This window comes from Edaphobacter sp. (genome assembly GCF_035763405.1).
In the GTDB taxonomy this organism is placed as follows: domain Bacteria; phylum Acidobacteriota; class Terriglobia; order Terriglobales; family Acidobacteriaceae; genus Edaphobacter.
The window spans coordinates 1-14,406 of the sequence record NZ_DASUBE010000014.1 but is presented as its reverse complement, the minus strand read 5'-3'; the positions used below and the strand labels follow the sequence as shown (position 1 = coordinate 14,406).

Here is a 14,406-nt window from a genome sequence, read left to right as displayed (position 1 = left end):
GAAAAAGGTTCAAATTCTGTGGAATAGATTGTGGATTCAAGGCATCACGCGGCCACCGCAGAGTAGTATCGTGGAATGAAACTGTGCTGCCGTTGTGGCGGCGCGTCCGGCAGTACGCGGCGGGAATTAATTTTCTGAAACAGCAACGAAAGGACATGAACGAATATGTGGAAACCGAATCAGCCTGGCAGCAACACGCCCCCAACTCCCGAGCCGGTACGTCCTTCAGCCCCGGCGGCGGGTTTTGAGGCCGGCACGACGCGCCCCACCGTTGGAAGCGCCACACCCGCGGTGTCAACCGGCGAGCAGGCGACGATCGGCAAATCGCTGATCGTCAAAGGCGAGTTGTCAGGCTCCGAATCTCTGTACATCGACGGCAAGGTCGAAGGTGCCATCAACCTCCCCGGCAACCGCGTCACCGTCGGCCGCAACGGCCAGGTGGCGGCCAACATCGTCGCGCGCGAGATCGTCGTGCTCGGCAAGGTCCGGGGCAACTGCCAGGCCAGCGACCGCGTCGACATCCGCAGCGAAGGCTCGCTCACCGGCGACGTTATCGCCGCGCGCATCTCGATTGAAGATGGCGCGTTCTTCAAGGGCGGCATCGACATCCGCAAACCCGGCGGCAGTGACCTCAAGGGCGGCCCCGCAACGCCCGCAGCCGAACCGGTCGCAGCCGAAGCCTAAGCATCCACAGTCCACAACCCACAACAGCCCCGGCATTCAACCGGGGCTGTTGCCTTTCGATGAAAGCGCGGCTTCAGCCCCACGAAAAGCCAGCAAAATCAAGGGGCTTTAGAGGGTGCTGAAAAAGTCCGTTTTGCTTAAGGGCACGGCTTCAGCCGTGCCGCTAACGCTGCAAAATCAACGCGGCTTTAGCCGCTGAGGTACGCTTTCTTCCCGGCGAGATACTTTTTCATCACCCTCTTTAGCCCCGGACTTTTCCTCGCGCTCCCGAACCCGCTTCTAAAACCACCCACCCGGAAGGTTCCTGAAAACCGCAAATCCCAATGCAACCGCCAACACCGCATAAACCCCCGCAGCCGAAACCTGAGGCCACCGGAACGTCTCGCGGCGAAGATAGCGCCGATAGCAAACCCCCGCGTAGCCAATCGCCAGCGGCAACATCGACACGGTCAGCGCATTCAGCCTGAACGCCTCCGCCACATGCCCACGCAGCAACGCCGCAAGCGCCCGCATCGTTCCGCAGCCTGGACACTCGACATGAAACATCTCGTAAACCGGGCACTTCGGATAGAACCCGTACTGCCCTGGCGGAAACCGCAGCAGCACGACAACCGCGCACGCCGCAACCGCCACAGGCGCAACCGCCCGCGCAACGGCCACGGCGCGGACGCTCACTAAATCGCGCTCCTGTACGCGATCCCCTGCTTCACGGCATTAATCTCGTTCAGCTTGTACTGAAAATAGATGCCGCCGAAGAAGAACGTCATCACCGCACTCAGCCGCAACCCGAGCGGCTCTGGCCCGTTGTAATGCTGCTCCAGCGTGTCGCGCAGTACAAAGCGTGCGATCAGCCGCACAACCCATGCCGCCAGCCCAATCAGACCGCCCACAACATGCTGATGCGGCTGCTGATGGTGCGCAATCGCAATCATCACACCGAATGAACTGCCGGAGTTCACCACAATCAGCACCGTGGCGATGATGTAATACATCAACGCCTGGCTCATCGGCTCAATCCGCTTGGCCCACGCCGCCAGCACCAGGTTCCAGACCACGACGAACAGCCCGCAGGTAAAGATCCCCAGCAGCAGTTCGAGCGCCCAGTGCAGGTTCGGCGGATTCTCCGTAGCAGCTCCCGGAGCCGCTGCATACGCTGGAGGCGCAGGATAGCCCTGCACAAACGCGCCGCCAAGAAGCTGCCCCACCTGCACCCACTCCGCCCCCTCGTCACTTTTGGCAAGGTCGGTGGCAAGGATATTGCCCGAAGCAACATATCGTTGCAGGTCTTCCAGTGTGTAGGGGCCGTAGGTCTGGCCATTCCGTGTGACGTGATAGTACATTCCGCTCTCCTGTCGGCAGCGCACGGCGTATCCGCTGCAAAGACCGCAAACCCAATCTACCGCCTGACCCGGCAAACCGGAACGGTAAATCGATGAAATCACCTACGCAGGTTTCGCACAAATAGTTTCGACCAAACGCTAAAAGCGGTATTTCTATCAGGAAATAGTTTCCAGTTTCATCTCAGCCGCTGTATAAAGGCAGTTCCAGCCTATCGTTCGAGGTAACGGCAATGAAATTCTTACGCCCCATCGCGATCGCGGCAGCGGCCATGCTGACGCTCTCGGCCACAGCCCAGCAGCCTTGGCAGAAGCTGCAGATGCCAACCGCATCGCACGTCGAACGCACATGGAAGACGCCGCCATCCGAGTACGGTCCCGAGCCCTACTACGGCCTCAACGGCGCAGTCGATACCGCCGTCATCACGCGCGACCTCGACACCATGCGCCGCCTCGGCTTCCGCGCCGTCACCGTACAAGCGGGCTACGGAATGCCCTTCGCCTATCTCTCGCCCGAGTACTTCAAGTTCTTTCGCACCTTCCTCGAAGAGGCAAAGAAGCGCGACATGCGCGTCTGGATCGTAGACGACGCGGGCTACCCCAGCGGCTTCGCAGGCGGCAAATTCACCTCTGAGAAACCCAACCTGCGCATGCAGGCACTCGAAGTAGCCCAGACGATTCCGGTCGCAGCGGGAGAAACCATCGACAAACCAGTCGACCCCGCAGCCGTCGCCGTCACTGCTGTCAATCTGGACAACAACACGACGGCGTCCATTCCGGTAACAAATAACGCCATCGCATGGACAGCCCCGCAAGGCCATTGGCAGATCATGGTCATCGAGCACCAGTTCCGCACCTCGCCCACGCGCTCCGACACCAATCCCCGCCGCGTCAAAGACGCCGAGCAGTCGCTTGAAGACTACCTCGACCCCGCCGCCACCATGCAGTTCCTCGCCTTCACCCACGAGCAGTACAAAAAATACGTCGGCGACGAGTTCGGCAAGACCATCATGGGCTTTCGCGGCGACGAGCCCGACTACTCCATTCGCGGTCTGCCCTGGACGCCGAAGTTCTTCAGCACATTCGAACAGATCAAAGGCTACGACATCCGCCCCTATCTCGCGTCCTTTTTCCTGCCAAAGCTCACCGCCCGGCAGCAGCGCGCCAAAGCCGACTACTACGATGTCTTCTCCCAGATGTTCCGCGATGGCTTCTTCAAAGTGCAGGGCGACTGGTGCGCCGCCAACCATCTCGAATACCAGGTCCACCTCAATCACGAAGAGATGGAGATGGCCCTCACGCGCTCCGAAGGCGACTTCTTCCGCGACATGCGCTACGTCCAGGTCCCCGGCATCGACGCCATCTGGCACCAGATCGACCCCGACACCATCTCCGACTACCCGCGCCTCGCCTCCTCCGTCTCGCACGTCTACGGCAAACCGCGCGCCTTCACCGAGAGCTTCGCCGCCTACCGTCCCACGCCCACGCTCGACCAGGCTCGTTACATCCTCAACGAGCAGTTCGTGCGCGGCATCAACCTCGTCGAAGCGATGTACTTCCCCGCCACCAGCCGCGGCGTGCGTCCGCCGCCTGCATTCATGGCTGACCCCGGATTTCCCGCGCTGATGCAGTACACCCAGCGCATCAGCTACCTCATGTCGATGGGTCGCCCCGCCGCATCCGTCGCGCTCTATCTCCCATCCAGTTCCATGTGGATGGGAGACAAGGACTCAGACGAGGCCTTCGTCTCCACCGAGCGGATGCTCTCCGAGCGCCAGATCGACTTCGACATCGTCAGCGAAGACGCGCTCGCAAGTGGCCTCATCGCCAGCCATGGCATCTTCACCACGCTCAGCGGCAACAGCTACCGCACCGTCATCCTGCCCAACACCTCACTGCTCTCCGAAGCCGCACTCGACCGCCTCCACACCTTCGTCAAAGGCGGCGGCCGCGTACTGTTCCTGGGTCATCCACCTGCTCTGATCGCAGGCCGCACAATCCTCGACGCCCGCACAGCCACACCTGCTGACTTCTCCTGGGCAACCGTCGTTCCCGGCGAACTCTCCCCCACGCCCACTCCGCCCGCCCAGCCTCCCACTACGCCGCCCACCCCGCAGATTGTGCCCGAAGCCTTCAAACAAGCAATCGACGCTGTAGTGCCCGCGCCCGACATCACGCTCGACCAGCCCAGCACCGCGCTCCGTTCCATGCGCCGCCATCTCAAAGACGCCGATGTCTACCTCCTCTTCAACGAAAGCCCCGACACCTTCTCCCGCACCATCCTCTTCAGAACCACAGGCAAACAAGCTGAACTCTGGGACCCGCAAACGGGCGCAGTCACCGCGCTCAACTCAACCAAAGCCCAGGACGCGCGCAGACTCACCCTGTCCCTCAAGTCCTACGAAACCTGCGTGATTGTGTTTCGCTAGCAAAAATGCGCTCCGCCCAATCCTGAGCGGAGCGCACAACCACGCACTCACCTAAACCGTCTTGCCGTCCGCCGTATCCAGTACCGTATCCTTCGCCGCGCGGCTCAGCAGAATCCGCAGGTCCGTCACCTTGTTCAGCGAGAACGCCGCAGGCGTCGTCGGAGCCGTCACCGCAATAAAGTCTGCGCGCTCAACCTCCTGCAACGCAAACGAAGGCCGCGGGTCCGGGTTCATTGGTGCAACCTCAACGTGGCTCATCTCCAGATTGCGCACATGCCGGAAGAAGAACCCCTGCGCCGGCATCGGGCCAAACATCCCCGGGTCCGGATACTTCTCCACATTCTCCGGCGGAACAATGCCAACCAGGTCCGCATAGTTCCCACCCTGATGCTGGATATAGACATTCGACATCTTGATGTCCTTGATCTCATATCCAGGAATCCCGCTCAAAATCGAGCACACGCGCGACTCATTGTTATAGCTCACAAAGTTATCGACGACGATGCGCTGCATCGTCCCCACCTTCGTCGTCTCCTTAGGCCCGCGTAGTCGTGCACCTAGCCTGAAGAAGATTGGCGACTCAGAGACATCGCGCTGCGTGATGTTCGTAATGGCGATGTCCTCGCACAGCGCGCCGTCCTCGCTCTCAAGCGCAAGCCCGTGACAACCCTCGAAGACGCAGTTCGAGATGGTGATGTTCTTGAACCCGCCATTCGACTCCGTACCGCACTTGATGCGTCCGGTGCGATACACATGCGCATCGGCGGCGAACTTCTTCCACGTCCCATCGAGCACCGTGCCCAACTCGTATGTTCCCGTCACATAGCAGTTCGTAACCGTCACGTTCTCCGTCGCACGCGGATAGCCCAGCGCATAACTCGACTTCGGGCAGATGCCATCATCCCACGGTGAGTTCACCGTGCAGTTCGACACCCGCACATTCTTGCAGCAGTCGATGTCCATCCCGTCGCGGTCGGTGTCGATCTTCAGGTTGTCGATCGTCAGGTTATCGACGCCCGTCAGCAGTAGACCAAAGTGCCCGCCCTTCAGGATCGAGAAGTCGCGGAAGATCACGTTGCGGCAGTTCTTAAGTGCAATGGCCTTGTTGCCCACACCCGGCTGCTCTGCCTGATACATCGGATAGTTGCCCCGGCTGCGCGGACGAAACGCCCGGGCAGGCGCACCGGCAGGGCGCGGCGGTGGCGGAGGCGCTCCCGGAGGACGCCCCGGCCCGGCGCCAAAGCTCAGCCCCTTGCCATAAATCAGACCCGGCCCCGAAATGCTGACATCGTGAATGTCCTCGCCCCAGATGAGTGAGTTGTGCCAATGGTTATGACCGTAGTCCTGATACGCATCCCATGCCGTATTCGGCTCCGCCGCATCGTAGGTGCCGCCGTTGTAGCCAGTCGTCTGTCCGGGCAGCGGAGAGTCCGCAGCCAGCAGCGTCGCACCCTGCGAGAGATATAAATCAACATTGCTCTTCAGCCGCACCGAAAACGAGAGCCACGTTCCAGCAGGAAAGAGTACCGTGCCGCCTCCCGCTGCCGCCGCCGCCTCAATCGCCTTGTTAATCGCGGGACTGTCCACAGTCTTGCCGTCGCCAACTGCACCGAAGGCGCGAATGTCGAAGATGTCCGGCGTCGTCTTGATAGAGGATTTCGTGGCGGCATAAGCCGAAGGCACGGACGTGGCTGCAACCGCAGCCAGCCCCATGCCGCTCAACTTCAGAAGTTCGCGGCGTCGAGAATTGAAGGTGTCCATAGGCTGGCCATCCTATCAGACCGAATGTGCGTATTGGAAGAATTTATATCTGAGAAATAGCGCCATTTGGCTAACCCACAAGAAATGCAGGTGCCCATCCTTCGCACTTTTGCGAAGGGGAGCACAAAGCATAACCCGCCGTGTTGCAGCCGCCACAGCACTCACAATTTCGGCAAACTGTTGACGTCCCACCCGCCGCCCAGAGCCTTGATCAGTAACACACTCGCATCCATCCGCCTGCGCATAATGTCGATGTCGTTCCGCTCGTTGGTCAGCGCGGTCGTCTGCGCGGTCACGACCTCCAGATACGTATCGATGCCGCCAACATACCGATTGTTGAAGATCTGCTGTGCGCCCTGCGCAGCCTGCGTAGCCTGGCGTTGATGCTCGGCCTCCTGCTCCAGAATCCGCAAAGCAGCAAGGTTGTCCTCCACCTGCTGAAACGCCGTCAGCGTCGTTTGCCGGTAGTTGGCGACCGCTTCGTCATAACTCGCGCCCGCGCCCTCCGCAACTGCACGCCGCCGTCCCGCGTCGAAGAGGGTCTGGGACAACGTCGGCCCCACCGCCCACATGTAGCTTGCGGTGTGGAAGAGATTCAGCAGGCTCGTCCCCTCAAACCCTGCCGCCGCGCTCAATGAAGCCGTGGGAAAGAACGCCGCGCGCGCAATGCCCACGTGGTCGTTCGCCTCGGCCACGCGCCGTTCCGCCGCAGCAATGTCCGGCCGCCGCTCCAGCAGGTCTGAAGGCAGCCCCGGCGGAATTGCAGGCGGGTCCGTATGAAGCGGCGCGGCAGGCAGCGTGAACTTCGCCGGCGGTTGTCCGGTCAACACTGCAATCGCGTGCTCGAACTGCGCCCGCCGCAACGTAATATCGCGCGCCTCCACTCGCGCCGCCTCAAGCTGCGTCTTCGCCTGGTCCACGTCCGAACGCGGAGAGACGCCGCCCTCAAAACGATTATTCGTAATCCGATACGCCTCTTCATAGTCATGCACGGTGTCGTTCAGCAGCTTCTCCTGCGCGTCTGCGCTGCGCGCCTCGAAGTAGTCAATCGCAAGCTCAGCCTGCAAGCTCAGCAATGCCGTCTGCATGTCGGCAGCACTGGCCTGCGCTTCTTCACGCGCCGCACTCACACCGCGCCGCACCCGCCCCCAAAGATCAATCTCGTAGTTCAGATCAAACGGAAGCTGGATGTCACCCACGCCGTTGTTTGCATTCGCTGTATTGAAGTAAGGCCGGCTCGCAGAATCGCGCAGTCCGCCCGCAAACGGCGTCACGCCGAGCGTCGGCGAAAGCCCTGCGCGGTTGAACGGGACCAGAGCCCGCGCCTCGCGGAACCGTGCTTCGGCCGCTTTCAGGTCCTGGTTCTGCTGCGCAATCAGCGGCTCAAGTTCATTCAGTCCCGAGTCATTGAAGATCGTCCACCATGCGCCGCGTGCAGCCGCATCCGCGGGCATCGCAGCCTGCCAACCCGAGCCTTGCCCGGAACTCGACGGAGCAGCTTCCTTATAGGTTGGGGCCATCGGCACCGACGGCTTCACATACTTCGGCCCGACCATGCAACCGGTCAGCAGCAACGCAGCGCTTGCAGCGCCAAAGACAGCGCGGCTCATTCCGCACTCGCTTTCTGCGCTGCCTTCGCCCCGGTGCGATTCGCAATCCGCACCTCCTGGCCCTCCGCCAGCGAGTCCGACGGATCCAGAATCACCGCATCCGCCGTGGTCAGCCCCGACGCAATCTCCACCGTCGCGCCCGCGTCCTTGCCAATCGTCACCGGCGCAAGATGCACGCGCCCGTTCCGCACCACGCCCACACGCAGCCCTTCCGAGCGAAACAGCAGCGTATTGGCCGGAAGCATCAACCGCGCATCCTGTTGCGGCACTTTGAAATGAACGAAAACATAAGCTCCCGGCAGCAGCTTGCCGTCAGGGTTGGCGACATCCACCTCGACGTTCAGCGTGCGCGACGCCGGATCTATCGCATTCGAGTTACGCGCAATCGTCCCCGCAAACGTCTGCCCCGGATACTCATCAAGCGTCAGCGTGGCCTTCGCACCATCCTTGATCGCAGGCGCATACGCCTCCGGCACTGGAACATATACGCGCAGCCGCCCAATCGCCGCCAGATGAAATAGCTCCTTCGGCGTCGTGTTCTCACCGCCCGCAATCAGCGCGCCGATGTCGGTATTGCGCGCCGTCACAATACCGTCAAACGGGGCGTACACCTTCTCGAACGACTGTAGCTTCTCCAGCCTGCGCACGTTCGCCATCGAAGCATCCACCGCCGCCTGCTTCGCAGCCGCATCGCTCACTGCAACGTCCGTCTCCTGCTTCGAAACCGAGTTCGTCTTCAGCAAATTCTGATAACGCATCGAAGTCGTCTTTGCAAGATTCAGATTCGCCTCTGCGCTCTTCAAATCCGCCTGTGCCACCTGCAACTGCTGGTCAACCTCCGGCGTCTCAATCACCGCCATCAGCTGTCCCTTGCGCACATGCGCACCAATGTCGAAATACCACTGCTTCAAATACCCGTTCGTGCGCGAATAGATCGGCGTATCCGTAAACGCCTGTGTGTTGCCCGGCAACGCAATCTCCGAAGAGAGCGTCGAAATCGTGGGATACACCACATTCACCGAAGGAATCGCCGAATCCTCTGTCTGCCTCGCCAGCGCCTCTTCCGCAACTCCGCGCGAACGGATCCCCGCGACCACAACCACCAGCAGCACAATCGCAACCACCGCAATCCCAACCCACGCGCCGCGCGACAATCCGCGCTCGCCCGGCCCAGGCACATGCGGAGCGCGCCGCTGTTCACCGGAAGGCATCGTCATCTCGGTATTCATCTCCTCATCGCTCATCGCTCTCTCACGCCCCCGCCAAGCTCTCGTCGTGTTCATCAAACGCCTCGACCGCCGGTCCCTTCTCCATCTTCGAGTTCCGATGCAGGAAGCTGAAGACCGCCGGCACAAACGTCAGCGTCGCCACCGTGGCAACCAGCAGGCCGCCAATCACTGCGCGCCCCAGCGGAGCATTCTGTTCGCCGCCCTCGCCTGCCCCCAGCGCCATCGGCACCATGCCGATAATCATCGCCAGTGCCGTCATCACCACCGGCCTGAAGCGTGTCACTCCAGCTTCCAGCGCAGCCAACGCCGCATCCCCGTGGTGCAGCAACCGCTCCTTGGCGAACGACACCACCAGAATGCTGTTCGCCGTGGCCACGCCCATGCACATAATCGAGCCCATCAGCGCAGGCACGCTGAGTGTCGTATGCGTGGCAAACAGAAACAGCACAATGCCCGCCAGTGCGCCAGGCAGCGCCGTAATGATGATGAACGGATCGAGCCACGACTGGAAGTTCACCACAATCAGCAGGTACACCAGCACAATCGCAAACCCAAGCCCCGCGATCAGTCCGAAGTAGGAGTGCTTCATCGTCTCCACCTGCCCGCGTATCCGCACAAACGTGCCGCGCGGAAGCTCCTTCTCGTGCGCTGCTACGATCTTGTCAATCTGCCTGCTCACCGCGCCCAGGTCGCGTCCCTGCACGTTGCCATAGATGTCCAGCACGCGGCGAATATTGTAGTGCGAGACCACCGGCATCTCCGTGCCCCGCGAGATGCTCGCCACATCCGCCAGAATCTCCGGCCGCTTCGCCGTCGCCGACGAGATGGGAATATTCTCCAGATCATTCAGCGATTGAATATCGTACTGCGGAGCCTCTGCCAGCATGTTGTAGTTCACGCCGTTCTTCGGATTCAGAAAGAACATCGGAGCCGTCTGTCCGCTGCCGCTCAAAATATTCAGCAGACTCCCGCCGATGTCCCGGAACGTATATCCGCCCTGCGCCGCCTTCGTGCGGTCCACCTTGATGTTCAGCACCGGATAATCATCCGGCTGCTGAATCCGCAGGTCCACCAGCCCCGGCACCTGCCGCATATCGGCGAGCACCTTATTCGCCACCACGCGATTCCACGCAATATCCGAGCCCTCGAACTGCACATCAATCGGTGACGGCAGCCCGAAGTTCAGAATCTGCGACACAATATCCGACGGCAGAAAATAAAACGTCACACCGGGAAACTCGCGCGGCAGCGTCTCACGCAGCTTCTCAACATACTCGTCGGTCGGGCGATGATCGTGCTTCAGCGAAACCATAATGTCCGCATCGCCCGCGCCAATCAGCCCCGAAGTCGAATGCTGGAAGTTCAATGGGCTATACGGCAACCCAATGTTATCGAGGATGTTGTCCATCTGGTTCGTCGGCACGATCTTGCGAATGCTCTGCTCCACCAGGTCGCATAGCTGCGTCGTCTCCTCAATCCTCGTACCGCTCTTCGCCCGCAGATGCAGAATGAATGAGCCGTTGTCCGAGCTGGGAAAGAAGTTCTGCCCCAGGTATGGAGCCAGCAGAAACGTCGCCCCGCACAGCACAAGAAACACCGGAATAAACACAGCCCGCGCGCCCACCAGTTTGCCCAGCAGTTCCTGATAGCCGCCGCGCACCCGCTCGAATCCACGCTCAAACGCGCGCTGCACCTGCGCAAAGATATTCCGCGAAGCCACCGCCCGCCCGTCATGCACCTTCAGCAGATACATCGCCATCGTCGGTACCAGCGTCCGCGAAAGAACATACGAGGCCAGCATCGCAAACACCACCGCCTCGGCCAGCGGAACAAACAGATACCGCGACACGCCGCTCAGAAAGAACATCGGCAGAAACACAATGCAGATGCACAGCGTCGAAACCAGTGCCGGCACCGCAATCTGCGCCGCGCCCTCCAGAATCGCGCCATGCAGGTCGCGCCCTTCCTCCAGATAACGCTCGATGTTTTCAATCGTCACCGTCGCATCATCCACCAGGATGCCCACCGCCAGCGCCAGCCCGCCCAGCGTCATAATGTTGATCGTCTGGCCAATCAATCCCAACACAATGATTGACGCCAGAATCGACAGCGGAATCGAGACCGCGATAATCATCGTGCTGCGCCAGCTTCCCAGAAACAGCAGGATCATCAGCCCAGTCAGCACCGCCGCAATCACCGCCTCGCGGATCACGCCCTCAATCGACGCGCGCACAAAGATCGACTGGTCGCCGATCGTCTTGATCGTCAACTCCGGCGGCACAATCGTCCTGATACGCGGCAGCAGCGCCTTCACCCCGCTGACCACGCTCAGCGTCGAAGCCTTGCCCGACTTCAAAATGCTGATCAGCACACCGCGATGTCCATCCTGCCGCACCACGTTCGTCTGCGGAATGCTGCCGTCGCTCACCGTCGCCACGTCGTGAACATAGATCGTCGCGCCGTTCACCTGCTTCACCGGCAGGTTGCTGATGCCCTCAATCGTCACCGGCGTCGAGTTCACGCGCACGTCGTACTCGTTCATGCCGATCTTCGCCGTGCCCGCAGGCTGAATCACATTCTGCGCCGCCATCGCGTTCAGCACATCCAGTGGCGAAAGCCCCTTTGCCTGCAACAGCCGCGGGTCCAGGTTCAGAATCACCGACCGCTGCTTGCCGCCATACACATTCGGCACCACCGCGCCCGGCACCGTCACCAGTTGCGGCCGAATGAAGTTCAGCCCATAGTCATTCAGTTGCTGTTCTGAAAGTCCCTTGCCGCTCAGCCCCAGTTGCAGAATCGGCACGCTCGACGCGCTGAAGTCGATGATCTCCGGAGGCTCAATGCCCGGCGGCAAGTTTTTCAGCATGAACTGCGACACGCTCGACACCTGCGCATTTGCCGTGTCCAGGCTCGCTCCCGGCTGCAGGTAGATCTTCACCACCACTTGCCCGGCCACCGTGGTGGACTCGATGTGCTCGATGTTGTCCACCAGCGTCGTCAGCGCCTTCTCGTAAGGCGTCGTCAGCCGGCCTTCCAACTCTTCAGGATTAAGCCCCTTGTAACTCCACGCGCAGGAAATAACAGGAATATTGATGTCTGGGAAAATGTCCGTCGGCGTGCGCAGAATGACCACCGGCGCGCCAATCAAAATCAGGATCGCCAGCACGATAAACGTATAGGGCCGGGTCAGGGCCAGCTTTACAATCCACATTCCGGCAGACCTCGCACGCTTCGGGAAGGGGCTTCTCTTTCAGGGTATGCCAGAGGAAGGCCGCCCCCGCATTCAACCAATACAAACACTGTTTCACCTAGTTTAATCCATAGATGCACCTATATCTGAAAACCGACCAACCATATCGATAACCGAACTCCGTTCGATCAACGGTCATGCTGAGCGCGGCAGCCTGCCTGAGCGAAGTCGAATGGGAAGAATCCCTGTATTTCTTTTCTGCGCCGATACATTCCGTGACCATCCGATACTTAATCAGAGCTTCCTTAGCCGCAAAGCAAAGCGGCCCGCCCGCTGCGCAAAACCACGCAACCGGCAGGCCGCCAGGCGCCACACGTTACTGGTCCGCCTCAACATCAATCGTGATCTGCACCTCGTCGCCAAGCATCGCCCCCGGGTACTTCGGCGCAAAGTGGAAATCACTCCGCTTCACCGTCCCCGTAGCCGAAAGCCCAATGACCATCTTGCCGCCCATCCCCTTCTGCGGAGCGGTCGGCCCGTCCACTTCCAGTGTCACAGGCTTCGTCACCCCTGCCAGGGTCAACTCACCCGTCACCTGCAACTTGCTGTTCACGCGGCTCACCGAAGTCGATTTAAACGTCATCGTCGGATACTTCTCCACGTTGAAGAAATTAGCCGACTTCAAATCCTTGTCGCGCATCCCGTTATTCGTCGTCACCGTCGAGGTGTCAATCGTCGCATTCACGCTCGACTTGCTCACATCGTTGGCATCCCACACAATCGTACCGGTCACGCCGCCAATCGAGCCGCGCACCGTGCTGACGCCCATGTGCTGTATCCTGAAGTCCGTCTGCGCGTGGTTCGTATCAATCGTCCACGTCGTGGATTGGGCAAACGCACCCATTCCCGTCAAAAGCAGCCCCGCAAAAACACTTGTCATCAAACGACGGTTCATCATCTTCTTCTTCCCTTTCAAATTTGCAATTCAGTTTTCTTCTCCACTGTCACAACCGATCGAGTGCCCCATCCTTCGCGCTTTTGCAAAGGATGAGAACGTACCCTCTCACCCGTTCTTACGCCAGATCAAACAAAAGCACCTCGCTGTTGGACGCGCCAACCGCCGACACATTTAGCTCCTGCTCATCGTCCACGGCAACCGCATCGCCTGCACTCAGCGACTTCCCATTCGCCGTCACCTCGCCGCGAATCACCTGTAGCCACGCATGGCGCTTGCTACCCAGCGGATAGGTCAGCGTCTTACCCGGCGTCAGCTCCGCCACCGAAACCTTCACGTCCTGATGAATCGTCGCCGCGCCTGCAACAGGCTCGCGCGCCGCCAGAACCTTGAAGCGGTCCAGCTTCTCCTCCGGCTCGAACTTGTACTGCTCATACGCGGGAGTCAGCCCACGGGTCTCCGGCATAATCCATATCTGTAGCAGGTGCACCGGCTCCGTCTCCGAAGGATTGAACTCGCTATGCACCACTCCGGTCCCGGCCGACATCTTCTGGATCTCGTTCGCTCCCAACTCTTCCGTGTGGCCCATACTGTCCTTGTGCGCCAGCCTGCCGCTCAGCACATAGGTCAGGATCTCCATATCGCGGTGCGGATGCGCACCGAACCCGCGCCCCTCGGCAACCCAGTCCTCATTAATCACGCGCAGCGAGCGATAGCCCATGTGCGCCGGATCGTAATAGTCGGCGAACGAAAACGAGTGGTACGAATTCAGCCACCCATGATCTGCATGTCCTCTCTCATTACTCTTGCGAATCGTCAGCATACTTCTCCTTCCACGCGCCCTTGGCGGCGAACCCAATCTTCTTCAACCCGTCATAAAGCCTTCGACGCTCGTCACCGGAAAGCCCTTCCACAAGAAAGTCGAGGTCTTTCGCATGCGCGGCATAAATCGTGCCGATCAACTCCCCCCCCGAAACCGTCAGGTCCACATACCGCACTCGCCTGTCCGTGTCACAGGTCTTGCGAGCAACCAGCCCGCGCTTCTCCAGCCGGTCAATCGCCGAGGTCATCGACGCGCTCGCCAGCAGCACCTTCTCGCCAATCGCCGAGATCGTCTGCGGCCCCTTGTGCAGCAGCACCTCCAGCACGGCGAAGTCGCTCAGCCCCAACCCTTGCTCCGCCAGCCGCCCTTCGATGTAGCCCACAATCGA

The 14,406-nt window shown here is 60.4% G+C and carries 11 protein-coding genes; 2 read left to right on the top strand and 9 right to left on the bottom strand.

Annotation, left to right across the window (positions count from 1 at the left end; all coding sequences use genetic code 11):
* Positions 1 to 165 precede the first annotated feature (165 nt).
* Positions 166 to 684 carry a bactofilin family protein gene (locus tag VFU66_RS01465; RefSeq protein WP_326444452.1) on the top strand — a complete coding sequence of 173 codons (519 nt, stop codon included), beginning with the start codon at positions 166 to 168 and terminating at the stop codon, positions 682 to 684.
* 279 nt (positions 685 to 963) lie between these two features.
* Here VFU66_RS01465 and VFU66_RS01460 read toward each other — a convergent pair whose 3' ends face one another.
* Positions 964 to 1,359 (bottom strand): DUF2752 domain-containing protein, encoded by a 396-nt coding sequence (locus tag VFU66_RS01460; RefSeq protein ID WP_326444451.1) that lies wholly within the window; start codon positions 1,357 to 1,359, stop codon positions 964 to 966.
* Positions 1,359 to 2,024 (bottom strand): DUF4339 domain-containing protein, encoded by a 666-nt coding sequence (locus VFU66_RS01455; protein WP_326444450.1) that lies wholly within the window; start codon positions 2,022 to 2,024, stop codon positions 1,359 to 1,361. Before VFU66_RS01455 ends, VFU66_RS01460 begins: the two co-directional genes overlap by 1 nt.
* Before the next feature lie 230 nt (positions 2,025 to 2,254).
* Here VFU66_RS01455 and VFU66_RS01450 point away from each other — a divergent pair, with 230 nt between their 5' ends.
* Positions 2,255 to 4,450, top strand: coding sequence for a glycosyl hydrolase (locus VFU66_RS01450; protein WP_326444449.1), 2,196 nt, complete (start codon positions 2,255 to 2,257; stop codon positions 4,448 to 4,450).
* Positions 4,451 to 4,501: 51 nt separating this feature from the next.
* Here the strand turns inward: VFU66_RS01450 and VFU66_RS01445 are convergent, their stop codons facing one another.
* From VFU66_RS01445 to VFU66_RS01415, 7 genes are all read right to left on the bottom strand, one after another.
* Entirely contained in the window at positions 4,502 to 6,211 is a 1,710-nt protein-coding gene (locus VFU66_RS01445) for a rhamnogalacturonidase (RefSeq protein WP_326444448.1), read from the bottom strand.
* Positions 6,212 to 6,372: 161 nt separating this feature from the next.
* Positions 6,373 to 7,821: an efflux transporter outer membrane subunit gene (locus VFU66_RS01440; protein ID WP_326444447.1), complete on the bottom strand. Its 1,449-nt coding sequence runs from the start codon at positions 7,819 to 7,821 to the stop codon at positions 6,373 to 6,375.
* Positions 7,818 to 9,065 carry an efflux RND transporter periplasmic adaptor subunit gene (locus VFU66_RS01435; protein WP_326444446.1) on the bottom strand — a complete coding sequence of 416 codons (1,248 nt, stop codon included), beginning with the start codon at positions 9,063 to 9,065 and terminating at the stop codon, positions 7,818 to 7,820. The genes VFU66_RS01440 and VFU66_RS01435 overlap by 4 nt, the downstream gene beginning before the upstream one ends.
* Before the next feature lie 7 nt (positions 9,066 to 9,072).
* Positions 9,073 to 12,261, bottom strand: a complete 3,189-nt coding sequence (locus tag VFU66_RS01430) for an efflux RND transporter permease subunit (protein WP_326444445.1) — start codon at positions 12,259 to 12,261, stop codon at positions 9,073 to 9,075.
* A gap of 355 nt (positions 12,262 to 12,616) precedes the next feature.
* The gene (locus VFU66_RS01425; RefSeq protein WP_326444444.1) at positions 12,617 to 13,198 is read right to left on the bottom strand and encodes a YceI family protein; all 582 of its coding nucleotides are present in this window, start codon (positions 13,196 to 13,198) and stop codon (positions 12,617 to 12,619) included.
* 115 nt (positions 13,199 to 13,313) lie between these two features.
* Positions 13,314 to 14,018: a pirin family protein gene (locus VFU66_RS01420; protein ID WP_326444443.1), complete on the bottom strand. Its 705-nt coding sequence runs from the start codon at positions 14,016 to 14,018 to the stop codon at positions 13,314 to 13,316.
* The coding region (locus VFU66_RS01415; protein ID WP_326444442.1) for a MarR family winged helix-turn-helix transcriptional regulator at positions 13,996 to 14,406 on the bottom strand (411 nt) is incomplete at its 5' end. The genes VFU66_RS01420 and VFU66_RS01415, both read right to left, overlap by 23 nt.

Bases quoted from the DNA above. Each gene is read 5' to 3' on its own strand.
- VFU66_RS01465 (WP_326444452.1), top strand. From the start codon at position 166: ATGTGGAAACCGAATCAGCCTGGCAGCAACACGCCCCCAACTCCCGAG.
- VFU66_RS01455 (WP_326444450.1), bottom strand. From the start codon at position 2,024: ATGTACTATCACGTCACACGGAATGGCCAGACCTACGGCCCCTACACA.
- VFU66_RS01450 (WP_326444449.1), top strand. From the start codon at position 2,255: ATGAAATTCTTACGCCCCATCGCGATCGCGGCAGCGGCCATGCTGACG.
- VFU66_RS01445 (WP_326444448.1), bottom strand. From the start codon at position 6,211: ATGGACACCTTCAATTCTCGACGCCGCGAACTTCTGAAGTTGAGCGGC.
- VFU66_RS01440 (WP_326444447.1), bottom strand. From the start codon at position 7,821: ATGAGCCGCGCTGTCTTTGGCGCTGCAAGCGCTGCGTTGCTGCTGACC.
- VFU66_RS01435 (WP_326444446.1), bottom strand. From the start codon at position 9,065: ATGAGCGATGAGGAGATGAATACCGAGATGACGATGCCTTCCGGTGAA.
- VFU66_RS01430 (WP_326444445.1), bottom strand. From the start codon at position 12,261: ATGTGGATTGTAAAGCTGGCCCTGACCCGGCCCTATACGTTTATCGTG.
- VFU66_RS01425 (WP_326444444.1), bottom strand. From the start codon at position 13,198: ATGATGAACCGTCGTTTGATGACAAGTGTTTTTGCGGGGCTGCTTTTG.
- VFU66_RS01420 (WP_326444443.1), bottom strand. From the start codon at position 14,018: ATGCTGACGATTCGCAAGAGTAATGAGAGAGGACATGCAGATCATGGG.